At 69.2% G+C, this 20,586-nt stretch carries 24 protein-coding genes; 12 read left to right on the top strand and 12 right to left on the bottom strand.

All coding sequences use genetic code 11. The features are described 5' to 3' along the window. Positions 1-49: 49 nt before the first annotated feature. From ACQ66R_RS12640 to ACQ66R_RS12620, 5 genes are all read right to left on the bottom strand, one after another. Positions 50-871, bottom strand: a complete 822-nt coding sequence (locus tag ACQ66R_RS12640) for an enoyl-ACP reductase FabI (RefSeq protein WP_430422458.1) — start codon at positions 869-871, stop codon at positions 50-52. A 75-nt stretch (positions 872-946) separates the two neighbouring features. After that, on the bottom strand, positions 947-1,123 hold the full coding sequence (locus tag ACQ66R_RS12635) for an oxidoreductase-like domain-containing protein (RefSeq protein WP_430422457.1): 177 nt from the start codon (positions 1,121-1,123) through the stop codon (positions 947-949). After that, on the bottom strand, positions 1,123-2,328 hold the full coding sequence (gene fabB, locus ACQ66R_RS12630) for a beta-ketoacyl-ACP synthase I (RefSeq protein WP_430422455.1): 1,206 nt from the start codon (positions 2,326-2,328) through the stop codon (positions 1,123-1,125). The genes ACQ66R_RS12635 and fabB overlap by 1 nt, the downstream gene beginning before the upstream one ends. A gap of 18 nt (positions 2,329-2,346) precedes the next feature. Then, on the bottom strand, positions 2,347-2,871 hold the full coding sequence (gene fabA, locus ACQ66R_RS12625) for a 3-hydroxyacyl-[acyl-carrier-protein] dehydratase FabA (RefSeq protein WP_430422453.1): 525 nt from the start codon (positions 2,869-2,871) through the stop codon (positions 2,347-2,349). A gap of 145 nt (positions 2,872-3,016) precedes the next feature. Continuing rightward, a complete protein-coding gene (locus tag ACQ66R_RS12620; protein WP_430422451.1) occupies positions 3,017-3,493 on the bottom strand; it encodes an SH3 domain-containing protein in 477 nt (158 codons plus the stop codon). A 145-nt stretch (positions 3,494-3,638) separates the two neighbouring features. Here ACQ66R_RS12620 and ACQ66R_RS12615 point away from each other — a divergent pair, with 145 nt between their 5' ends. After that, complete coding sequence (locus ACQ66R_RS12615) at positions 3,639-4,625, top strand: 2-hydroxyacid dehydrogenase (RefSeq protein WP_430422449.1); 987 nt, start codon at positions 3,639-3,641, stop codon at positions 4,623-4,625. A gap of 98 nt (positions 4,626-4,723) precedes the next feature. Beyond that, on the top strand, positions 4,724-6,733 hold the full coding sequence (locus ACQ66R_RS12610) for an alpha/beta hydrolase family protein (protein WP_430422447.1): 2,010 nt from the start codon (positions 4,724-4,726) through the stop codon (positions 6,731-6,733). 187 nt (positions 6,734-6,920) lie between these two features. On the opposite strand, the gene ACQ66R_RS12605 is transcribed toward ACQ66R_RS12610, so the two are convergent. Further along, positions 6,921-7,670: a HesA/MoeB/ThiF family protein gene (locus tag ACQ66R_RS12605; protein ID WP_430422445.1), complete on the bottom strand. Its 750-nt coding sequence runs from the start codon at positions 7,668-7,670 to the stop codon at positions 6,921-6,923. A gap of 40 nt (positions 7,671-7,710) precedes the next feature. On the opposite strand from ACQ66R_RS12605, the gene hslV reads away from it, so the two are divergent. The 4 genes from hslV (at position 7,711) to ACQ66R_RS12585 (ending at position 11,347) form a co-directional block, all read left to right on the top strand. Next, complete coding sequence (hslV, locus tag ACQ66R_RS12600) at positions 7,711-8,262, top strand: ATP-dependent protease subunit HslV (RefSeq protein WP_293361053.1); 552 nt, start codon at positions 7,711-7,713, stop codon at positions 8,260-8,262. Positions 8,263-8,479: 217 nt separating this feature from the next. After that, positions 8,480-9,271, top strand: coding sequence for a DUF4440 domain-containing protein (locus tag ACQ66R_RS12595; RefSeq protein WP_430422443.1), 792 nt, complete (start codon positions 8,480-8,482; stop codon positions 9,269-9,271). A gap of 16 nt (positions 9,272-9,287) precedes the next feature. Then, positions 9,288-10,586 carry an ATP-dependent protease ATPase subunit HslU gene (gene hslU / locus ACQ66R_RS12590; protein ID WP_430422441.1) on the top strand — a complete coding sequence of 433 codons (1,299 nt, stop codon included), beginning with the start codon at positions 9,288-9,290 and terminating at the stop codon, positions 10,584-10,586. 32 nt (positions 10,587-10,618) lie between these two features. After that, positions 10,619-11,347, top strand: coding sequence for a M48 family metallopeptidase (locus tag ACQ66R_RS12585; RefSeq protein WP_430422439.1), 729 nt, complete (start codon positions 10,619-10,621; stop codon positions 11,345-11,347). Here ACQ66R_RS12585 and ACQ66R_RS12580 read toward each other — a convergent pair. The 3 genes from ACQ66R_RS12580 to ACQ66R_RS12570 form a co-directional block, all read right to left on the bottom strand. Beyond that, positions 11,344-11,793: a MarR family winged helix-turn-helix transcriptional regulator gene (locus tag ACQ66R_RS12580; protein ID WP_430422437.1), complete on the bottom strand. Its 450-nt coding sequence runs from the start codon at positions 11,791-11,793 to the stop codon at positions 11,344-11,346. The two genes, ACQ66R_RS12585 and ACQ66R_RS12580, sit on opposite strands and share 4 nt — an antisense overlap. After that, a complete protein-coding gene (locus ACQ66R_RS12575; RefSeq protein WP_430422436.1) occupies positions 11,790-12,926 on the bottom strand; it encodes an Acg family FMN-binding oxidoreductase in 1,137 nt (378 codons plus the stop codon). Before ACQ66R_RS12575 ends, ACQ66R_RS12580 begins: the two co-directional genes overlap by 4 nt. A 65-nt stretch (positions 12,927-12,991) precedes the next feature. Beyond that, positions 12,992-13,471 carry a DUF2244 domain-containing protein gene (locus ACQ66R_RS12570; RefSeq protein ID WP_430422434.1) on the bottom strand — a complete coding sequence of 160 codons (480 nt, stop codon included), beginning with the start codon at positions 13,469-13,471 and terminating at the stop codon, positions 12,992-12,994. A 120-nt stretch (positions 13,472-13,591) separates the two neighbouring features. Here ACQ66R_RS12570 and ACQ66R_RS12565 point away from each other — a divergent pair, with 120 nt between their 5' ends. From ACQ66R_RS12565 to ACQ66R_RS12545, 5 genes are all read left to right on the top strand, one after another. After that, positions 13,592-14,158 carry a DJ-1/PfpI family protein gene (locus ACQ66R_RS12565; RefSeq protein ID WP_430422432.1) on the top strand — a complete coding sequence of 189 codons (567 nt, stop codon included), beginning with the start codon at positions 13,592-13,594 and terminating at the stop codon, positions 14,156-14,158. Continuing rightward, positions 14,158-14,928, top strand: coding sequence for an SDR family NAD(P)-dependent oxidoreductase (locus tag ACQ66R_RS12560; RefSeq protein WP_430422430.1), 771 nt, complete (start codon positions 14,158-14,160; stop codon positions 14,926-14,928). The genes ACQ66R_RS12565 and ACQ66R_RS12560 overlap by 1 nt, the downstream gene beginning before the upstream one ends. Before the next feature lie 183 nt (positions 14,929-15,111). Further along, a complete protein-coding gene (gene nth / locus ACQ66R_RS12555; RefSeq protein ID WP_430422429.1) occupies positions 15,112-15,783 on the top strand; it encodes an endonuclease III in 672 nt (223 codons plus the stop codon). After that, positions 15,780-16,685, top strand: coding sequence for a transcriptional regulator GcvA (gene gcvA / locus ACQ66R_RS12550; RefSeq protein ID WP_430422427.1), 906 nt, complete (start codon positions 15,780-15,782; stop codon positions 16,683-16,685). Before nth ends, gcvA begins: the two co-directional genes overlap by 4 nt. Positions 16,686-16,783: 98 nt before the next feature. After that, on the top strand, positions 16,784-16,915 hold the full coding sequence (locus ACQ66R_RS12545) for a hypothetical protein (RefSeq protein WP_430422425.1): 132 nt from the start codon (positions 16,784-16,786) through the stop codon (positions 16,913-16,915). Positions 16,916-17,038: 123 nt separating this feature from the next. Here ACQ66R_RS12545 and ACQ66R_RS12540 read toward each other — a convergent pair whose 3' ends face one another. From ACQ66R_RS12540 to ACQ66R_RS12530, 3 genes are all read right to left on the bottom strand, one after another. Then, positions 17,039-18,202: a glutathionylspermidine synthase family protein gene (locus tag ACQ66R_RS12540; protein ID WP_430422423.1), complete on the bottom strand. Its 1,164-nt coding sequence runs from the start codon at positions 18,200-18,202 to the stop codon at positions 17,039-17,041. Between the two features lie 209 nt (positions 18,203-18,411). Next, positions 18,412-19,176, bottom strand: a complete 765-nt coding sequence (locus ACQ66R_RS12535; RefSeq protein WP_430422421.1) for a PspA/IM30 family protein — start codon at positions 19,174-19,176, stop codon at positions 18,412-18,414. A gap of 10 nt (positions 19,177-19,186) precedes the next feature. After that, positions 19,187-19,828 (bottom strand): YjfI family protein, encoded by a 642-nt coding sequence (locus ACQ66R_RS12530; RefSeq protein WP_430422419.1) that lies wholly within the window; start codon positions 19,826-19,828, stop codon positions 19,187-19,189. Between the two features lie 96 nt (positions 19,829-19,924). Here ACQ66R_RS12530 and ACQ66R_RS12525 point away from each other — a divergent pair, with 96 nt between their 5' ends. Next, positions 19,925-20,569, top strand: a complete 645-nt coding sequence (locus ACQ66R_RS12525; protein WP_430422418.1) for a DUF2491 family protein — start codon at positions 19,925-19,927, stop codon at positions 20,567-20,569. The last annotated feature ends 17 nt before the right edge of the window (positions 20,570-20,586 follow it).

Below are 20,586 nucleotides of genomic sequence, written 5' to 3'. Positions count from 1 at the left end.
ATGATCCGCCCAAACCCGGAATCCCGATTCAGCTAAGCGCGGTCACGCTCTAGGCTTCGGTCTCTTCGTCGTCCGAGAAGCCCATGATGTGGAAGCCGGCGTCCACGTGGACGACTTCGCCGGTGGTCGACCTGCCCAGGTCGGACAGCAGCCACAGCGCCGCGCCGGCGACGCCTTCCATCGAGGTGTCTTCCTTCATGGCCGACAGCGAGCGGCCCTTGGCCAGCATGCCGCGGCCGCCGGAGATGCCGGCCAGCGAGAGCGTCTTCATCGCCCCTGGCGACAGCGCGTTCACCCGGATGCCCTTGGGTCCCAGGTCGCGCGCCGCGTAGCGGGTGGCGGCCTCCAGAGCGGCCTTGGCCACGCCCATGGTGTTGTAGTTCGGGATCGCCCGCTCCGAGCCCATGTAGGTGAGCGTCACGATCGAGCCGCCGGTCTCGGGCATCAGGGCCGCCGCGCGCCGGGCGCAGTCGACGAAACTGAACGCCGAGATGTTCATCGCCCGCAGGAAGCCCTCGCGGGTGGTGTTGTCCACGAAGCTGCCCTTCAGCTCGTCCTTGTTGGCGAAGGCGATGGCGTGGAGGAAGAAGTCGATCTGGCCGAAGGTGTCGGCCACCTTGCCGAAGGCCTCGTCCATGGCCGCGTCGTCGGTGACGTCGGCCGGCGCGATCAGCTTCGCGTTCACGCTCTCGGCCAGCGGCGTCACCCGGCGCTCCATGCCCGGCAGGTGCAGGAAGGCGAGCTCGGCGCCCTGGGCGGCCAGCTGACTGGCGATACCCCAGGCGATGGACTGGTGGTTGGCGACCCCCGTGATGACGCCCTTCTTCCCCTTCATCAGGGTCCCGGTCGGCATCTGATACTCGTCGGCCACGGCGTGGTTCTCCCTCGTTCGTTTCCCTCCCTTAATGGGGCGGGACAGGCCGCGCCAGCGGCCAGGATGCTCTGACTAGGGGGAGGGAAAGCGCTTCAGCACTTCCTTCGGATCGTGCCCCAGCGCCTCGACGCGCTGTTCCCAGCGCTCGAGGGCGTCGTAGTAGTAGTCGAAGATGCACGGGCAGCAGCCGCGCTTGCAGCACTCGTAGTCCCGCGGCTTGTCGGGCGGCCGCGGGATCTCGCCGGCCACTAGGCCCGCGCCATCACCAGGCAGCCGTTCGTGCCGCCGAACCCGAAGCTGTTGCTCATCACCGTTTCCAGCGGCTTGTCGATGCGCTGGCGCACGATCGGCAGGTCGGCGAAGGCCGGGTCCAGGTTTTCGATGTGGGCGCTCTCGGCGGCGAAGCCGTTGTTCAGCATCAGCAGCGAATAGATCGCCTCCTGAGCGCCCGCGGCGCCCAGGCTGTGGCCGGTCAGCGACTTGGTCGACGAGATCAGCGGCGCGTGGTCGCCGAACACGGCGCGGACCGCCTCCATCTCCTTCACGTCGCCCACCGGGGTGCCGGTGCCGTGCGGGTTCAGGTAGTCGATCGTGCGATTGTCGGCGTTGGCCAGGCGCATGCAGCGCGCGGCGCCCTCGCCCGACGGCGCGACCATGTCGAAGCCGTCCGAGTTTGCGGCATAGCCGACGATCTCGCCGTAGATCTTGGCCCCGCGCGCCTTGGCGCGTTCGTACTCTTCCAGCACCACGATGCCGGCGCCGCCGGCGATCACGAAGCCGTCGCGATCGGCGTCATAGGCTCTGGAGGCCACTTCGGGCCGGTCGTTGAACTTGGACGCCATGGCGCCCATCGCGTCGAACAGCACCGACAGGGTCCAGTCCAGCTCTTCCGTGCCGCCGGCGAACACCACGTCCTGCTTGCCCATCAGGATCTGTTCGTAGGCCGAGCCGATGCAGTGGGTAGAGGTGGCGCAGGCCGAGCTGATCGAGAAGTTCAGGCCGCGGATCTTGAACCAGGTGGCGAGCGTGGCCGACGGGCCCGAGCTCATCGCCTTGGGCACTGCGAACGGACCAACCCGCTTGGGGCCACGGGTCTTCGCGGTCTCGGCCGCCTCGATGATCGACCGGGTGGACGGGCCGCCCGAGCCCACGATCAGGCCGGTGCGCTCGTGGGAGACTTCCGACTCCTCGAGGCCCGAGTCCGCGATCGCCTGCTCCATGGCGATGTGGCTGAAGCCCGTGCCCTGGGCCAGGAATCGGGCGGCGCGACGGTCGACCATCGCCTCCCAGCCGATGCGCGGCGGCGCATGCACCTGGCAGCGAAATCCCAGTTCGGCGTACTCGGGCGCGGCGGTCACGCCCGACTTCGCCTCGCGCAAGGAGGCCAGGACTTCATTGGTGTTGTTGCCGATGGACGAGACAATGCCCATCCCGGTCACGACGACGCGGCGCATCAGACCGTCTCCTCCCACTCAGACCCGTTCGCTGGGCTTGAAGAGGCCCACGCGAAGATCCTTGGCCTCATAGATGGGCTTTCCGTCGGCCAGGAGAACCCCGTCGCCGATGCCCATGACCAGCCGGCGCAGGATCACGCGCTTCATTTCGATCTTGTAGGTGACCTTCTTGATGTCGGGGGTCACCTCGCCGAAGAACCGGACTTCGCCCGAGCCGAGGGCGCGGCCGCGACCCGGCGCGCCGTTCCAGCCCAGGAAGAAACCGACCAGCTGCCACATGGCGTCCAGGCCCAGGCAGCCCGGCATCACCGGGTCGTTGATGAAATGGCAGGCGAAGAACCAGAGGTCGGGATGGATATCCAGTTCGGCCTCGACATAGCCCTTGCCGTGCTGGCCGCCGTCCGCGTTGATCGTCGTGATGCGGTCGAACATCAGCATCGGAGGCGCCGGCAGCTGGGCGTTGCCCGGGCCGAACAGCTCGCCGCGTCCCGACGCGAGGAGTTCCTCGTAGCTGTAGTGGCCCTTGGGCACGAAGGCGGTCATCAACGATGGTCCTGCAGTCCGACAGAGGCGCCGGGCCTAGCACGCCGGAGCGCGTTCCGCAAAAGCGGCCCCCGGTTCCGCGAAGAGAACGTCTTCATGTCTTTGAACTAAAAGCCGTTTTTCTTGAGAATCGGAGGCGCAGGCCTCAACGACACTGCGGTGGGTCGGCGGTTCCCCAAAGCGCGCCCTGGCGGGACCAGCCCGAGGCGCCGTCGGCCTTGACCTTGCACCAGCCCTTCTCGCAGCGGTCCAGCGCCGCCATCGCCCGGACGTTGAGGAACGCCGCCGTCTCCGCCCCGGCCTTGGGCTTGCGGTAAAGGGGCGCGGGGCGATTCTGCAGGTTGATCACCGCGCGCCGGCCGTCGGTCACGCGCTTGTGCACCCAGGCCAGCCCGCCCTCGGGGTCGCACACGCGCCGCCACTCGCTGGTCTCGGCCACCACCTGCACCGGCAGGCCCTTGGTGCGGTAGACCCACAGCAGGCGATGATCGTCGCCGGGGCCGGCGCGCGCGTTCACCTTGCCGAACTTCAGCGTCACATAGCGTGGCACGGCGTAGCCCGAGGGAGTCGGACGGTCAGCGGCCGCGGCCGGGCCTGCGAGGACCAGCACGGCCAGCGCCACGATCCCCAGCCTGCTTCCCCTAGAGGTACTCAACCCTTCGCCTCGCCTTGGCCGTGCGTGGCCCCCCTGCTAAGGGTTCCGCAATTCAGCGCGCCGCGCCCCTCAGATCGAGGCGGACGTCGCCCGACCTTTTTCCCGTAGGCACATGCCGACCCGCAAGCCGAAAGTCATCGTCACCCGCAAACTGCCGGATCCGGTCGAGACCCGGATGCGGGAGCTTTTCGACACCGAATTGAACATCTCCGACGAGCCGATGAGCCGAAAGCAGCTCATCGAAGCCGTCGGGCGCTGCGACGTGCTGTCGTCCACGATCACCGACAAGATCGACGCCGGCCTGATCGAGAAGGCCGGCGAGCGGCTGAAGCTGATCGCCAACTTCGGCGCGGGCGTGGATCACATCGACGTGGCCGCCGCCAACGCCAAGGGCATCATCGTCACCAACACGCCGGGCGTGCTGACCGAGGACACCGCCGACCTGACCATGACGCTGATCATGGCCACCCTGCGCCGGGTGGTCGAAGGCGCGAACGCGGTGCAGTCGGGCGAGTTCACTGGCTGGGCCCCCACCTGGATGCTGGGTCGCCGCATCACCGGCAAGCGGCTGGGGATCATCGGGATGGGCCGGATCGGCGCCTCGGTGGCGCGCCGCGCCAAGGCGTTCGGCCTGCAGATCCACTATCACAACCGAAAGCCCGTCAGCCACGTGGTCTCGGACGAGCTGGAAGCCACCTACTGGGACTCGCTGGACCAGATGCTGGCCCGGGTGGACATCGTCTCGGTGCACACGCCGGCCACGCCCTCCACCTACCACCTGCTCTCGGCCCGCCGGCTTCGCCTGCTGCAGCCCCATGCGGTGGTGATCAACACCGCCCGCGGCTCCATCATCGACGAACAGGCGCTGGCCGACCTGCTGGCCGACGGCAAGATCGCCGGCTGCGGCCTCGACGTCTTCGAGCAGGAGCCGCGGATCAACCCCAAGCTCCTCAAGCTGCCCCAGGCGGTGCTGCTGCCGCACATGGGCTCGGCCACCGTCGAGGCCCGCGTCGACATGGGCGAGAAGGTGATCATCAACATCAAGACCTGGATGGACGGCCACCGCCCGCCCGACCGGGTCCTGCCGCAGATGCTTTAGCGGCGCGCCGTTCGTCGCGTCGCAGTCCCCGACAGATTGACGTTCGCCCGCTCCCAGAGACAATTCCGTAACTGAGTTACGGGGCTTCCCGCCGCCTGATGCTGACCCGCCGTTCGATGATCGCCGTCGGAGCCGCCGCGCCCGCGCTGGCGTCGGCGGCGGCGGCGCGCGCACAGGTCGCCGAACCCACGCCCCCCAGCATCGACGAGCTGCTCCAGGCGCCGCATGTCCACGACGCGGCCATCTCGCCCGACGGCGAGCAGCTGGCGATCCTCCGGACCCAGGTGAAGGACGGCAAGACCACCGCCTACGTGGCGCTGTCGAAGATGTCGGACCTCGCGGCGCAGCCGTCCATCGCCCTGATCGGCGAGCAGGACGTGCGCCAGATCGAGTGGGCCAACGACGAACGCCTGCTGATCTGGATCACCTTCTACCGCGACGAGAAGGGCGCCCCTTACGGCGTCTGGTTCTACAACACTTTCGTGCCGATCCCCGTGCGTCGGGTGATCTCGGTGGACCTCAAGGGCCAGGACTCGGTGATCATGTTCGCGGGCGCCAAGGGCCTGCTGAAACAGGGCTTCGACACCAGCCACGTCGTCGATTTCCTGAAGGACGACCCCCGCGCGATCCTCATGCAGGCCTGGAACGACAGCCGTGGCAGCTACGGGCTCTACAAGGTCGACGTCTACACGGGCGAGGCCACGCTGATGGAACAGGGCGGGGTCACGACCCAGTCGTGGCTCACCCAGGGCGGGGTGCCGATGCTGCGCATGGACGCCAACGCCCGCGGCACCATCGGCTGGGTCTATGGCCGCGCGCCCGGCGAGACCGAGTGGAAGCTGATCCGCAAGTCGCGGCTCAACGAGATGAAGAAGCTGCCCGACTTCGACGTCGTGGCGCCCACCCAGAAGGCGGGCGTGTTCCTCGTCTGCCAGCGGATGGATGGCAAGGACACCAGCGTCATCCGCACCTTCGATATCGCCACCCTCGACTTCGGCGAGGTGATCGCCGAGCGGCCCGACCGCGACCTGCAGTCGGCCTTCGTGGACGAGAACCTGCGTTATGTCGGCGGCGCCTATTGGGACGACCGGCTGAACTACCAGTTCAACGACCCGTCGCTGGGCGCCCACTTCAAGGCGATCAACCGGGCGCTGAAGGACAGCTGCAACGTCCAGCTCTACGACATCGACCAGGACCACAAGCGCCTGCTGCTCAAGGTGAGCGGCCCGCAGGAGCCGGGCTGTTTCCAGGTCTACGATCGCCAGACGCGGGCGCTGGAGTACGTGGGCCACGCCAAGCCCTGGCTGCGACCCGACCGTCTGGCCCGCACCGAGGCGCTCAAGGTGAGGACCCGCGACGGCGCCGAGATCACAAGCTACCTGACCACGCCGATCCACGGCGGCAAGGGCCCGCAGCCGATGGTGGTGCTGCCGCACGGCGGGCCCGAGATTCGCGACTACCTGGACTACGACGTCACGGTCCAGGCGCTGGCGGCCCAAGGCTGGCTGGTGCTGCAGCCGAACTTCCGGGGCTCGGGGGGCTACGGCAAGGCGTTCGCCGAGCTGGGCCGCCGCCAGTGGGCCGACCGCATGCAGGACGACGTCGAGGACGCGGTCGCCCAGGTCATCGCCTCAGGCCGCGCCGATCCGAAGCGGCTGGCGATCTGCGGCGCCAGCTACGGCGGCTATGCGGCGCTGATGGGCGCCGTGCGGCAGCCGTCGATGTATAAGGCGGTGGTCTCGATCGCCGGCGACGCCGACCTGATCGAGGCGCTGGCGTTCTCCCGGCGCGAGGACGGCGCCGACAGCCCCGCTTACGCCTACTGGTGCGGCTCGATGGGCAACCCCAAGACCGACCAGGAGCTGCTGGTGCGCGCCTCGCCCGCCCGCCGCGCCGCCGAGATCACCGCGCCGGTGCTGCTGATCCACGGGACCGAGGACACCATCGTCGACCCCCGCCAGTCCCGGCTGATGGCCAAGGCCCTGAAGGCGGCCGGCAAGACCTGCGAACACGTCGAGATCAAGGGCGAAGGCCACCGCAACTGGTCGGACGAGACGTGGAAGACGATCCTCACCCAGATGACCGGGTTTGTGGGCAAGCACATCTGACCTCCCTCCCTTGATGGGGAGGGACAGGCCGCGCCAGCGGCCAGGGTGAGGAAGAGGGGGGCACGAGCGCCGACGTTGGTGAGGATCGCCACTCCCCCACCCTGATCGCCCACCGGGTCGCTCGGCGACCCGGCGCTTCCTTGTACGCAGCCCGCCCTTGGGGCGGGATGGGATCTGTCCCTCCCCATCAAGGGAGGGAGAATTTCCCACACACCGGACACTCCGGATCGCCCGCCACGCGGACGGTGCGGGTCTCGGCCGCCAGGGCGTCGTAGATCAGCAGGCGGCCGGCCAGCGGCTCGCCCGCGCCGGTGAGAAGTTTCACGGCTTCCAGGGCCATCATCGAGCCGACCACGCCCGCCAGCGCCCCCACCACGCCGACGGCGGTGCAGGTCTCCGCGTCGGGCGGGATCTCGGGCACCAGGCAGCGGTAGCAGGGCTGTCGGCCGAACACGCCCACCTGCCCGGTCCAGCGGCCGATGGCGCCGGAGATCAGCGGCTTGCCGTGGCGCACACAGGCCTCGTTCACGCAGAACCGCACGCCGAAGTCGTCGGTGCCGTCCAGGACCAGGTCGACGCCGTCGACCAGCTCGTCGGCGGTCTCGGCGCTGAACGCCCCGTTGAAGCCCGCCACGAACACGTGCGGGTTCAGCGCGTGCAGCCGGTCGGCGGCGGCCTCGACCTTCGCGCGCCCCAGATCGTCGGAGTCGTAGATCACCTGGCGCTGCAGGTTCGAGACATCCACCTCGTCGGGATCGGCCAGGAGGATCGTGCCGACGCCCGCCGCCGCCAGGTACAGCGCCGCCGGAGCGCCCAGCCCGCCCGCGCCCACGATCAGCACGCTGGCGGCCTTCAGCTTCTGCTGGCCCGGACCGCCCACCTCGCGCAGCACAAGGTGCCGCGCGTAGCGTTCGATCTCGTCATCCGTGAAACTCATTCACTTGACCTCGGTGTGCGGGGTCCTCACATCGGCCCGGATGGCAGATAACTCAAGCTTTCCGGACTGGCACGGCACCACGATCCTGGCGGTGCGCAAAGGGGGGAAGACCGTCGTCGCCGGCGACGGCCAGGTCTCCATGGGCCCCACCATCGTCAAGGGCACGGCGAAGAAGGTGCGCACCCTGGCGGGCGGGCGGGTGATCGCCGGCTTCGCGGGCTCCACGGCCGACGCCTTCACCCTCATCGAGCGCCTCGAGGCCAAGCTGGAGCAGTACCCCGAGCAGCTGGCCCGCGCCTGCGTCGACCTCGCCAAGGACTGGCGCACCGATCGCTACCTGCGCCGCCTCGAAGCCATGCTGATCGTGGCCGACAAGGACCAGATCCTCACCGTCACCGGGGTCGGCGACGTACTGGAGCCCGAGCACGGCGTGGCCGCCATCGGCTCGGGCGGGAACTATGCGCTGGCGGCGGCGCGGGCCCTGGTCGACGTCGAGGGCCTGGACGCCGAAGAGGTCGCCCGCAAGGCCATGGCGATCGCCGCGGACATCTGCGTCTACACCAACGGGAGCCTGACGGTTGAGGTGCTGTGAGCCTCCCTCCCTTGATGGGGAGGGACAGGCCGCGCCAGCGGCCAGGGTGAGGGAGTTGCGATCCTCACCGACGTCTCAGGTCTGGCCCACACTGCCTCACCCTGATCGCTTCGCGATCTGTCCCTCCTCATCAAGGGAGGGAGGGTGGATCGCGGCCCTGCTGGCGGCCCTTCTCCTCGCCTCCCCCGCCCTCGCCGCCGAGATCACGCCCGCCCCGGTGGTCGCCGCGGAACGAGCCTTCGCGGCCGACGGGCTCGAGCTCGGCGTGCAGGCCAGCTTCTTCAAGCATTCGGCGCCCGACGGCATCGTCTTCGGCCCTGAGCCGATCCTGGCCAGGGCGGCGTTCGGCGAGCCGCGGCCTAAGGGCAAGCCGCTCGTGTGGTGGCCGCTGTGGGCGGGGATCGCGCGCTCGGGCGACCTGGGCTTCACCACCGGGCCCTATACCTTCGACGGCCAGCCGCGCGGCTACTACTTCACCGTCTGGGGCAAGCAGCCGGACGGCTCCTGGAAGTGGCTCTACGACGGCGGTCCGCCCAGCGACATGACGGGGGCCGAGCCCAAGGACTCACCTGCCGCCTACGCCAGACTCTCGACCCGCCGGGCGGGATCGCCCGCCAAGGCCATGGCCGAGGTCGCCGCGGCCGAGCGGGCGCTGCACGACGCGGCGAAGACCGACGTGAAGGCCGCCTACCTGGCCGTCGTCGCCGAGGACGGCCGGATCGTGGGATCCCGCGCCAAACCGCCCGCCAACCGCGCCGAGATCGAGGCCGAGCTGGCCACGCGCGCCGCATCCATCGCGTTCTCGCCGCTGGGCGGTTCGGCCTCCAGCGCCGGCGACCTGGCCTGGACCTACGGGGCCGCGGCGTGGACGGCGCAGGACGGCTCGGCCCAGCGCGCGCACTACGTCCGCGTCTGGCGCGACGACAAGGCGGGCTGGCGGCTGCTGTACGACGTGCTGCTGCCCGCGCCGCCATTGAAGACGCCGCCTGTCGCAGCCCCCGCCTCGTGACTATCTGATCGGACACATGACCGAATTTTCCCCCCGCGAAATCGTCTCCGAACTCGACCGCTACATCGTCGGCCAGAACGAGGCCAAGAAGGCCGTGGCCGTGGCCCTGCGCAACCGCTGGCGTCGGCGCCGCGTGCCCGATGATCTGCGCGACGAGGTGACGCCCAAGAACATCCTGATGATCGGCCCCACCGGCGTCGGGAAGACCGAGATCGCCCGCCGGCTGGCGAAGCTGGCCCAGGCGCCGTTCCTGAAGGTCGAGGCCACCAAGTTTACCGAGGTGGGCTACGTCGGCCGTGACGTGGACCAGATCGTCCGCGACCTGGTCGAAAGCGCCATCGCCATGGTGCGCGACAAGCGCCGCGCGGGCGTGCGCGCCCGGGCCGAGGCCGCCGCCGAGGAGCGTATCCTGGACGCCCTCACCGGCCCTGGGTCTACCGCCGCCCGCGAGAGCTTCCGCAAGAAGCTCCGGGCCGGCGAGCTGGACGACAAGGAGGTCGAGCTGCAGCTGGCCGAGAGCGCGCCGTCGCTGCCGATGATGGACATCCCGGGCCAGCCCAACATGGGCATGCTCAATCTCGGCGATATGCTGGGCAAGGCGTTCGGCGGCCGCACCAAGACCCACAAGACCATCGTCTCCGGCGCCTGGGCCCCGCTGATCGCCGAGGAGAGCGACAAGCTGGTCGACCAGGAGGCGCTGACCACCGAGGCCCTGGCCCTGGCCGAGAACGAGGGGATCGTCTTCCTGGACGAGATCGACAAGGTGGCCAGCCGCCAGGACCGCGCGGGCGCCGACGTGAGCCGCGAGGGCGTGCAGCGCGACCTGCTGCCGCTGATCGAGGGCACCACCGTCTCCACCAAGCACGGTCCCGTGAAGACGGACCACATCCTCTTCATCGCCTCGGGCGCGTTCCATGTGGCCAAGCCGTCCGACCTGCTGCCCGAACTGCAGGGCCGCCTGCCCATCCGGGTGGAGCTGAAGGCGCTGACCCGCGAGGACATGCGCCGGATCCTGGTCGAGCCCGAGGCCAATCTGATCCGCCAGCATCAGGCGCTGCTCGCCACCGAGGGCGTGACGCTGAGCTTCTCCGAAGATGCCTACGACGCCCTGGCGGACGCCGCCGTGGCCGTGAACGGCGCGGTCGAGAACATCGGCGCGCGCCGGCTGCAGACGGTGCTCGAGCGGGTGATGGAGGATATCAGCTTCACCGCCGCCGACCGCACGGGCGAGACCATCACCATCGACGCGGACTATGTGCAGGGCCGCATCGGCGAGCTGTCGAAGAACGCCGACCTGTCGAAGTTCATCCTCTGATGTGCGGCCGCTGCTTTTCCCGGCGGGGGTTCATGGCGGCGCTGGGCGCGGCCGGCCTTGCCGGCTGCAGCGAGAACGCCGCCACCGGGCGCAAGCAGCTGGTGCTGGTGGACGACGCCCAGCTGGTGAGCTTCGCCGACCAGACCTGGGACGAGGTGGTGGCCAAGGTCCCGCCGGTGGCCGATCCCGCCGCCCATGCCCGGCTGGCCCGCATCGGCGCGCCGCTGGTGAGGGCGTCGGGCCGGAACGACCTCGACTGGTCGTTCAAGGTTCTGGACAGCCCCGAGCTCAACGCCTTCGTGCTGCCGAACGGCAAGGTGGGGTTCTTCAGGGGCCTCCTGGAGCTGGCCGGCAGCGACGACGAGGTCGCCTCGGTCCTGGGTCACGAGGTGGGCCATGTCATCGCCCGTCACTCCGCCGAGCGGATGAGCCAGGAGGTCGCAGTGAAGGCCGGCGTCGCCGTCGCCCAGATGCTGATCGCCCAGGAGGCGGGCGAGTGGACCGACGAAATCGGCGCGGCGCTGGGCGTCGGCGCGACTCTGGGCGTGATCCTGCCCTACTCCCGCAAGCACGAGCTGGAGGCCGACCGCGTGGGCGTTGATCTCATGCGCAAGGCCGGCAAGGACCCGACGGCCGCGATCCGCTTCTGGGAGCGGATGATCGCGCGCTCGGCGGATGCGGCGAAACCTGCGGAAGTGATCTCCACCCACCCCGCCGACGATCGCCGCCTCGAGGCGCTGAAGGCCGCGGTCGGAGCCTAATCCCGCGCGGCGTCCAGCACCCGGCGCACATGCTGCAGGGTCGGCAGCACGGCGGCCAGCGCCTCCAGGTCCACCTCGCGGAGCAGTTCGCTGAAGAGCGGGCTCAGGTTGGCGATCGCGGCCTCGCGCACCGCCCGTCCCGCGGGCGTGACGGTCACGGTCTTGCCGCGCCCGTCATCGGGATCGGGTTCGACGCGGACCCATCCGCCTGCCTCGAGCCGCTTCAGCGTCCCCGTCATGGCGCCCTTGGTCACCTGCACGGCGTTGGCGATCTGCGCCGGGGCCCGACGTTCGTGACCCAGCCGGACCATGTGGTTCAGCACCGTGAATCCGGCCAGCGACAGCCCTTCCGGCAGGACGCGCTCGGCGGCGGTGCGGGACAGGTGCTCGATGATCGCGACCTCGTTGAAGAAGACGAAGGCCGTCGGGTCGTTCGGCGGCGTCATGCCCGGATATGCTGGGCGAGGCCTCGACGCGGCGCAGGCTCCACGGGCTTGGCCTTGCCGATCCGGACCAGCATCTGCAGCGGCGCCCGCGGGCTCGCGCCCAGGGCGGCCTGGGTCTCGCGATACAGTTCGGCCATCTCGGGGAACTCCTGCAGCGTCATGCTCCAAGGCTGCATCGACAGGCCCAGCGCGGTCGCCGTCAAGTGCATGCGCGCATAGGCCCGGCCGCTCGCGATCTGGGTCGCGCGGCTGTTGTCGGGCCCCTTCAGCCAGACGAAGGCGGGGGTTGCGGCGATGGTCTTGGCGAACATGTCGATGGCGCTACGGGTGGCGAATGAGTTTGGGTCGCCCATCGTCTCGCGCGTCAGCAGGCCGATCGCCGCCATGCCCTCCAGGAACGGCCCCTTGAGCGCGATGCCGTCCCGGTGACGGGCGATCTCGGCGGGACCAATCCGCGTCAGCCGCGCCGATTCCTGGGCCGCGTCGGCGGTGGTCATCTCGCGCGCAAAGCCGCGCGCGCCGATGTCGATGAGGCGTGCGACCCCGGCCTTGTCGGCGACCGCCGCGGCCGTAAGGGGCGACGGCGCGACGGCGACCACGCGGGCGAGGTCGGCGGCGGCGGGCGGCGACGACAGGTCGTAGGCCTCGCGACTGGTGTGCCGGGCGGTGATCTGGCGGAAAAGCGGATCGGGCTTCACCGCGCCGTCGGCGGCCAGCCGCACGTGCGCCACGGGGCGTGCGTCCAGCACCGGCTGCGGCTCCCCCTGAGGCCAGAGCGTGATGTCGGCCCGCAAGCCGCGCTCGCGCGCCGCCAGGTCCAGAAGTTCGAGGAACGCCCCGCAGCCGAGCGTGATCTGGCGGTTGGGCGGATCGGTGGCCGGCAGCAGGCGGGTGGTGTCGGCATAGAAGACGATCTCGTCCGTCCCGGGCAGGTCGACCAGCCAGGGCTGGCGATTGTGCGGGTTGGGCGCGAGGATCGCGTGCGCCAGGGCCCAGCGGCGCGGATCACGCTCGCCCGCGCCGGGATTGCGCCAGGCCGCCGCGGGATCGGGACCGCTGCCGGAGGCGCAGCCCCCGATGGCCAGGGCGCCGCCTCCGATCAGAACTTCCAGGACCGTCCGGCGTGTCGGCATCGCATCATTCCGTTTAGTGCTAAACTAGATGTAACTTAGAACTAAACGACTTTCAATGGCGCTGATCAGTCGCGATGTCGGCGGGCGCGCCAGATGGCGTCTTCGAGGGCCTTGGCGAACTCGCCCCGCTCGCCGGGGCTCAGGGCCGCGGCCACGGGCGTCTCGCGGCCCGAGAGCGCCAGGTGCAGGGCCATGACCCGGTCTTCTTCGTCCTTCTCCACGGTGATGCGGGTGAAGGCGGTGGGGCTTTCCCAGACGATCCGGCTGTCTCGCGGGCCCTCCCAGGTGACGCGCACCGCGCCGGGGCTGACCTGGATCCGCTCGATGATCCGCCCCGACCGGTAGCTGGCGATGAACGCCACGACGATCGCCAGCACGTCGATACCCAGGAACGGAAGCACCCAGTGGGCTCCCATCCGCACGAACACCGCCGCGGACGCCACATTGGCCGCGGTGATGACCGAGATCAGGATGATGAAGCCCCGCTCCGACAGCGAGCGGTTCGGCTTGATCTCCGCATCCATGTAGAGCGCGCCGTGCGTCATGCCGGCGGACGTTAAGACCCTCGTGGCCGGCAAGTCCACAGGCTGCGAACTGGCTCTGCGCCGCGCACGCCGCCTGCCCCACATCGGGCGTCCAAACGGAACCGGGCTGGAGGGGTGCGCATGAAGATCGCGATAGTGGCGTTCGAGGGGTTTACCGACGTGGACCTGTTCATGCCCTGGGACCTGTTCTACCGCGTCAAGGACCCGACTTACGCCGCCTATCCGGGCGAGTGGGACGTCCGCATCTGCGCCGACGCGCCGCGCATCACCTCGTACTCGGGCTTGGCCATCGACCGCCACGAGCCGCTGGACTGGGCGGCAGGCGCCGACGCCATCTTCATCGTCAGCGGCCCCGGCAGCCGGCTGAAGATCAAGGACCCGGCGTTCCTGGGCGCGCTGAACCTGGACCCGGCGCGGCAGCTGGTCGCGGCCATCGACTCCGGCGTCCTGATCCTGGCGGCGCTGCGCCTGCTGGACGGCCTCAGCGCAACCACCTATCCCAGCGTCTTCGCCGAGCTTGAGGCCATGGGCGTCAGGACCGAGCGGCGGCCCTTCGTGGTTCACGGCAACCTCGCCACGGGCGGCGGCTGCCTGGCCACACAGGACCTCGCGGCCTGGATCGTCGAACGGCTGATCGGGCGGGATGCGGCGATGGCGATCGTGGATTCAGTGGCGAAGGTCGGATGATGGCGGACAACTGGGCGGAGGGCCGGATCGCCCTCGTAACGGGCGCGACCTCGGGGTTCGGCGAGGCCATGGCGCGGCGGATCGTGGCCGCGGGCGGCCAGGTGATCGCCACCGGCCGGCGCGCCGCGCGGCTGGAGGCGCTGGCGAAGGACCTGGCGACGGATCGCCTGGTGACTCGCGAGCTGGACGTCACCTCCGAGGCGTCCATCGCCGGCCTGCTGCCCAGCCTGCCGGCCGCCTTCGGGGCCATCGACATCCTCTACAACAACGCGGGCCTGGCCCTGGGCCTGGGCAAGGCCCACGAGGCCTCGCTCAGCGACTGGGAGACGATGATCGCCACCAACGTCACCGGGCTGGTCCGCATCACCCGCGCCGTCCTGCCCGGCATGGTGGCCCGCAACCGCGGCGACGTGCTGAACCTCTCGTCGGTGGCGGCGAGCTACCCGTATCCGGGCGGCAATGTGTACGGCGCCACGAAGGCTTTCGTGCGCCAGTTCTCGCTGAACCTGCGCGCCGACCTGATCGGCACGAAGGTGCGAGTGACCTCCATCGAACCCGGCATGGCGGAGACCGAGTTCTCGGTGGTCCGTTTCGCCGGCGACCAGGAGAAGGCCGACAACGTGTACAAGGGCGTCCACGCCATGAGCGCCGACGACGTCGCCCTGGTCTGCGAGAGCGTGCTGAAGCTGCCGGCCCACATCAACGTCAACACGCTGGAGCTGATGCCGGTCCAGCAGGCCTTCGGGCCGTTCGCGGTGGATCGCGGGTAGCCCAGCGCCCCCTCCACCGCTTCGCGGTCCCCCTCCCCCGCGAGCGGGTGAGGAACTGTGGCCGACCGTTCCGCTTGAATTCCTCCCCCTGCCAATGGGGGAGGGGGACCACGAAGTGGTGGAGGGGGCGCTACCGCCGCACGGCGCTTGAACCCGCGCCCAGACGCACAGCATGTTCCCCGCATGGCAAAACCCGCCCCCCGCAAGAAACTCAAGCCGGCGGAGGCCGCGCGGATCGCCGAGCTGTTCGAGCGGTTCGAGAGCCAGGAGAGCGACCCGCGCACCGAGCTGGACTACGCCAGCCCCTATGAACTGGTCGTCGCCGTGGCGCTGTCGGCCCAGGCCACCGACGTCTCGGTCAACAAGGCGACCGCCAGGCTCTTCGCCGTCGCCGACACGCCGCACAAGATGCTGGCGCTGGGCGAGGATGGCCTGAAATCCTTCATCAGCTCGATCGGCCTCTACAACATGAAGGCCAAGAACGTGATCCGGATGGCCGAGATCCTGATTGAAAGCCATGGCGGCGAGGTGCCCCTGGTCCGCGAACAGCTCCAGGCCCTGCCCGGCGTCGGCCGCAAGACCGCCTCGGTGGTGCTGAACGAGCTGCGCATCGAGCCCGCCATCGCCGTCGACACCCACGTCTTCCGCGTCAGCCACCGCCTGGGCCTCTCCACCGGCAAGACGCCCGACAAGGTCGAGGCCGAGTTGATGGCCATCGTCCCCGAGCCGGCCCTCACCCGCGCGCATCACTGGCTGATCCTGCACGGCCGCTACGTCTGCGTCGCCCGGCGCCCCAGGTGCGAACGGTGCCCGGTCGCCGACCTCTGCCCGTCGAAGCACCTGTTCGTGACATGAGCCGTCTCCCGCTCACCGCGCTGCGGGTGTTCGAGGCGGCGGCGCGGCACGAGAGCTTCCTGCAGGCTGCGGAAGAACTGGCGATCACCCCCGGCGCCGTCAGCCGCCAGATCAAGGCGCTGGAGACCGAGCTGGCCGTACGGCTGTTCGAGCGTTTCAACCGTGCCGTCCGCCTGACCGACACGGGGCGGCGACTGGCCACCGGGGTGCGTCAGGGTCTCAGCCGGCTGGAGGAGGCGGTGGCCGATGTGCGGGCGGAACGGCCGGGTGTCCTGGCCGTCACCGCCATGCATTCGTTCGCCGCCCGCTGGCTGGTGCCGCGTCTGCACCTGTTCAACGAGCGCCATCCCGACATCCAGGTCCTGGTTTCGGCGTCGGATCAGGCCGTCGATCTCGTGCGCGAACGCTATGACGTCGCGATCCGCTTTGGCCGGGGCCCCTTTCCCGGCTTCCACGCCCGCAAGCTGGTGTCGCTCTTCATGTTCCCGGTGTGCAGCCCCCGCCTCCTGGAGCAGACCCGGCTGGATTCGCCGCACGACCTGGCGAACGCCCAACTGCTGGCCGATGTCTACCTGGCCCAGGGCGAGCCGCACTGGGGCGACTGGCTGGCGCTGGCCGGGGCGCCCGAGGTGGACTGGCGCGGCGGCCAGCAGTTCTCGAACGTCTACCTGGCTATCGAGGCGGCCATTGCCGGGCGGGGCGTGGCGCTGGGCGAGCGCGCGCTGGTGCTGGACGAACTGGCCACGGGGCGGCTGGTGAAGCCCTTCGACGTCGAGCTGCTCAGCCCGTTCAGTCAGTGGATCCTGACCCTACCCGAAAAGGCGGATCGACCCGACATCCGCAAGTTCCGCAACTGGCTCATCGCCCAGGCCGACGCCGACGGCCTGCAGCGTTTCGAGTGACTTCAGATCAACTGAACGCCCGACTTCTCCTTTGTCGCCGACCACCGTTCGGCCTTTATTCCGGTCATCCGAAACCTCCCCTCCGCAGGAGCACAGCGATGACGACCGATTGCCTGAATCCCCGCTGCGACAGCGCCGCCCCCACCCGTCTGCATGACGCGATCCTGGGCCTGGCCGTGACCGTGATCTTCATCGTCCCGGCGACCCTCGCCCTGTTCGCGGTCCTTTAGGATGCCGACGGCGCCGCCCGTGCGGGCCATACCCCGCACGTCGCCGATCATCGCCCGGCTGGGCCATTGGCGGCGGCGGGGCTTTCTGGATGAGCCGGCGGTCGCGCGCGGACCACGCTGAAATCAGCCCAGGATCACGTGGGGGATGAACCGCGACAGGTTCTTCGTCACGCGGCTTCGGTCCTCGCGGATGCCGACGCCGGCCGGTTCGTCGCCTACGATCCATGCGCCGATCACCGGGTAGTTGCCGTCGAAGGCCGTGATCGTGTGCAGCGCCTGGCGGATGTGGCCTTCCTCGCCATAGCCCTGGTCCAGCACCGCCGCGCGGCGGCCCTCGTCGACCAGTTCGATATTCGCGCCTTCGCGGCTGAACAGCGGCTTCCGCACATACGAATTGCCCAGCTCGGCGACCCGCGGATCGTCTTCGAAGAAGGCGGGCAGCAGGTTGGGGTGTCCTGCGTGGCGCTCCCACAGCAGGGGCAGGAGGCCCTTGTTCGACAGGATCGCCTTCCAGGCCGGCTCCAGGAACTGGGTGCGGGACCCCGCGATCTTGCCGGCATAGTCCTCGCGGAACATCTCTTCCCACGGGTACAGCTTGAAGATCGCCTGGACGATGTAGTTGTCCTCGTCGACGAAGCGGCCGTCGGCGTCGAGCCCGATGCTCTCGATGGGGACGAACTTGGGCTCGAGCCCTGCCTGGGTGGCGATGTCCTCGAGGTACTTCACCGTCTGGCGATCCTCGACCGAGTCCGGATCGCTGGTGAAGTGCACGAAGCCGCCGCCCGGGAAGATCGCCTTGAACCGTCGCTCGAGCTTCTCGTGCAGGCTGTTGAACTGGTCGGCCTCCGGCGGCAGGGCGCCCGAGGCGATCATGTCCTCCAGCCACACCCACTGGAACGTGCCGGTCTCGTAGATGCTGGTGGGCGTATCGGCGTTGTATTCGAACAGCTTGGCCGGACCCTCGCCGTCGTAGGCGAAGTCGAAGCGGCCATAGAGCGACGGCTGCTTCATCGCCCAGCTGTCGGCGACGTCGTCCCGCGAGTCCGGCGGGATCGCCAGCTTGCCCATCAGCTCCTCGCTGCGGACCACCTCGTCCACCAGCGACAGGCACATCTGGTGCAGCTCGCGCGCCGGCTCTTCGATGCCGTCGTCGACCTCGGAGAGCGTGAATTGGTAGTAGGCCCGCTCGTCCCAGTACCGGGCGCCGTCGAGATGGCGCCAGGTGAAGCCCAGCGCCTCGGCCTTCTCGTCCCAGCCGGGGCGTTCAGCGGTTTGGATGCGTTTCATGGTGCGCTCCTGCGCTTCCTCTCCCCCCGCGAAGCGGAGAGGGAGAGGGTAGGGAGAAGGCGGCTCGGCAGGGGGTGTGTGAGGCGGGCCGCGGCTTCGACGCTGCGCCCTCTCGGGCAACCGCTGGTGATACTCGCCGCGCGGCGCCGCCCTCTCCCCACCCTCTCCCTCTCGTCGCGCCGCAAGCGGCGCGCGGGAGAGAGTAGGGCCTAAGCCTCGTCCTTGCGGTCTGCCGGCACGGGCTGGGCCTCGATCTGCAGGCGGGGGGCCTCCAGTTGCAGGGGCTCTTCCTTCGGCGCCTTGAGGCGGGCCAGCACGTCGCTGGCCGACGAGTGCCCCGGCAGGATGCCCGCGGCCTTCAGCTTGGCGTCGAGGTCGGCGCCGGTGCGGCGGTCTTCCAGTTCGCCGGCCGCCTTGAACTTCTCGTCCGCGATCGCCTGGCGCTCCTTGATGCGCTTGAGGCTGTCGGCGGCCGAGCCCAGGCGCGAGGCGGCGCCCGCGCCCTGAGACGCTACCGCGGCCTGGGCCTTCTGGACGCTGTCGTTGACCTTCACCACGTCGATCTCGCGGCGCAGGTTCTCGACGCGCTGCTGGGTCGTGGCGATGGTCTGGTGCATGCGCTCCTCGGCGCTGCGCATGTCGGCCAGCTGGGGCGTCTTCAGGTCGATCTCGGACTCCAGCTCGGAAATCCGGGTGGCGACTTCCAGCGCCAGGGTCTCATCGCCCTTGCTGAGCGCGGCGCGGGCCGAACCCTCGTAGCGGACCGACTGGTCCTTCAGGTTCTGCAGCTCCTTCTCGAGCATGCGCCGCTTGGCGACCAGGGTCGCCAGGTCGTCGCGGGCGCGGCCCAGGGCGTTGTCCGCGTCGCGGATTTCCTGGTCCAGGATGCGCAGCGCGTTGGCGTCGACCACCGCGGCGCCGGCTTCATGCGCCGTGCCGCGGAAGAGGGTGATCAGCTTGGTGAAGATGGACATGCGGGCTCTCTCAGGCGGCCGACGCGAAGGTTTCCCGCAGCTCATCGGCGGCGCGGATGGCGTTCTCAGCCAGCATGCGCAGCTCGATGATCACGGTCTGCAGGGTGGTCTTGCACGCGAGTTCGCCGAAGATCTCGTAGTAGTCGCGCCCGGCCACCGTGGTGATGCCGAAATTCGACAGCGGCACCAGCTTCTGCGCCTTCAGCAGGAAGACGTTGAAGGCGGCCTGGTCCTTCTGCTCGTCGACGGGCCACATGAGGGCGCTCACGACGATTTGCTCGGCGCCCACCGACAGGTAGATCGGCAGATCGCCGAACTCGTGCATGGTGATCTGCAGGACGGGCTCCGAACCCTCCAGCACGCGCGCGGTGAGTTCCCCGTCGCGCAGTAGCCGGGTCTCGGTCAGCGCGCCGGCTAGACTCTTCACCGACCAGTCGGTGTCGATGACATGGTCCATCTGGAATGATCCCTGCGGAGGGTCTGGGTTTCTCAGCAGCGCCGGTCCGCGGCTCGACGCTGTGATAATGGCTCGTGCGGCGGCCTGGATGTCGGCCTTGGCGCCCGGAGGCACCCAGAGTTCGAGCTTCACGAGGCCGAGCCGTTGCCGCTCGGCGCGCCACAGGCGAGTCCGTTCTGCGGGGCTCAGGCTCATGCTATCCGGCGTCCGTCGCATTCATGGTATGCATACGCGTATGTTTGACACTTCGCAAGATGGGTCTATGCTTGGGGCATAACAAGGGCTGACGACGTGGTCTTCCGCAAACTGTTTGGCGGCGGCAAACAACAGGACGCCGAACCGGCGATTCCGGTGGTGCGCAACGTCACGATCGGGCGAACCGTGAGGCTCGACCCGCTGGCCTGGCGACGGCTGGGGTCTGACGCGCTGTTCAAGATGGACACCGACACCCTCGAGATCGTGGCCCAGGGCTCCGTCGACCTGGGCGTCGACGGCTGGGTCCACCGATTCTACACCGAAGATGACGTGATGCTGCAGATGGTGTCACCCGATCCGCAAGGTTTCGAGGCCGAGGACTTCACGCTCTTCCGGCCCTGGTCGTCGGCGTATCCCCCGGACAGCCACGCCCGCCGCGATTGGGCCGATCGCCTGCGCTCCCCCGCGTTCACCCAGGAGGGGTTGGACGTCTATCGCCGCTTCTGGTTCGGGGACACCGATGCCCGACAGGAGCCGGTCAGCTTCTGGGAGAACGTCTACGACGACCGTTCCGGCCGCAACGCCCGGCGAATCTATCAGACCTGCATGCTGTTCTCGCGCGACCTGCCGGGCGAGGGTAGTGAACTGCTGCTGGCCATCGAGATGGAGCCGCAGGGCGGCGATCTGACCCACGAGATCATGATCGGCATCCCGCTGGATGTCGGCGAGTTTGAGGCCTAGAGCATCGGCCGTGCGAG

It is taken from the genome of Phenylobacterium sp. (assembly GCF_965284355.1).
GTDB lineage: Bacteria > Pseudomonadota > Alphaproteobacteria > Caulobacterales > Caulobacteraceae > Phenylobacterium.
This window is presented reverse-complemented; position numbering and strand designations above follow the sequence as displayed.

Bases quoted from the DNA above. Each gene is read 5' to 3' on its own strand.
- fabB (WP_430422455.1), bottom strand. From the start codon at position 2,328: ATGCGCCGCGTCGTCGTGACCGGGATGGGCATTGTCTCGTCCATCGGC.
- gcvA (WP_430422427.1), top strand. From the start codon at position 15,780: ATGAGCCGTCTCCCGCTCACCGCGCTGCGGGTGTTCGAGGCGGCGGCG.
- ACQ66R_RS12565 (WP_430422432.1), top strand. From the start codon at position 13,592: ATGAAGATCGCGATAGTGGCGTTCGAGGGGTTTACCGACGTGGACCTG.
- ACQ66R_RS12535 (WP_430422421.1), bottom strand. From the start codon at position 19,176: ATGTCCATCTTCACCAAGCTGATCACCCTCTTCCGCGGCACGGCGCAT.
- fabA (WP_430422453.1), bottom strand. From the start codon at position 2,871: ATGACCGCCTTCGTGCCCAAGGGCCACTACAGCTACGAGGAACTCCTC.
- ACQ66R_RS12530 (WP_430422419.1), bottom strand. From the start codon at position 19,828: ATGAGCCTGAGCCCCGCAGAACGGACTCGCCTGTGGCGCGCCGAGCGG.
- ACQ66R_RS12585 (WP_430422439.1), top strand. From the start codon at position 10,619: ATGGCGGCGCTGGGCGCGGCCGGCCTTGCCGGCTGCAGCGAGAACGCC.
- ACQ66R_RS12580 (WP_430422437.1), bottom strand. From the start codon at position 11,793: ATGACGCCGCCGAACGACCCGACGGCCTTCGTCTTCTTCAACGAGGTC.
- ACQ66R_RS12545 (WP_430422425.1), top strand. From the start codon at position 16,784: ATGACGACCGATTGCCTGAATCCCCGCTGCGACAGCGCCGCCCCCACC.
- ACQ66R_RS12540 (WP_430422423.1), bottom strand. From the start codon at position 18,202: ATGAAACGCATCCAAACCGCTGAACGCCCCGGCTGGGACGAGAAGGCC.
- nth (WP_430422429.1), top strand. From the start codon at position 15,112: ATGGCAAAACCCGCCCCCCGCAAGAAACTCAAGCCGGCGGAGGCCGCG.
- ACQ66R_RS12605 (WP_430422445.1), bottom strand. From the start codon at position 7,670: ATGAGTTTCACGGATGACGAGATCGAACGCTACGCGCGGCACCTTGTG.
- hslU (WP_430422441.1), top strand. From the start codon at position 9,288: ATGACCGAATTTTCCCCCCGCGAAATCGTCTCCGAACTCGACCGCTAC.
- ACQ66R_RS12610 (WP_430422447.1), top strand. From the start codon at position 4,724: ATGCTGACCCGCCGTTCGATGATCGCCGTCGGAGCCGCCGCGCCCGCG.
- hslV (WP_293361053.1), top strand. From the start codon at position 7,711: ATGGCAGATAACTCAAGCTTTCCGGACTGGCACGGCACCACGATCCTG.
- ACQ66R_RS12615 (WP_430422449.1), top strand. From the start codon at position 3,639: ATGCCGACCCGCAAGCCGAAAGTCATCGTCACCCGCAAACTGCCGGAT.
- ACQ66R_RS12570 (WP_430422434.1), bottom strand. From the start codon at position 13,471: ATGACGCACGGCGCGCTCTACATGGATGCGGAGATCAAGCCGAACCGC.
- ACQ66R_RS12560 (WP_430422430.1), top strand. From the start codon at position 14,158: ATGGCGGACAACTGGGCGGAGGGCCGGATCGCCCTCGTAACGGGCGCG.
- ACQ66R_RS12575 (WP_430422436.1), bottom strand. From the start codon at position 12,926: ATGCCGACACGCCGGACGGTCCTGGAAGTTCTGATCGGAGGCGGCGCC.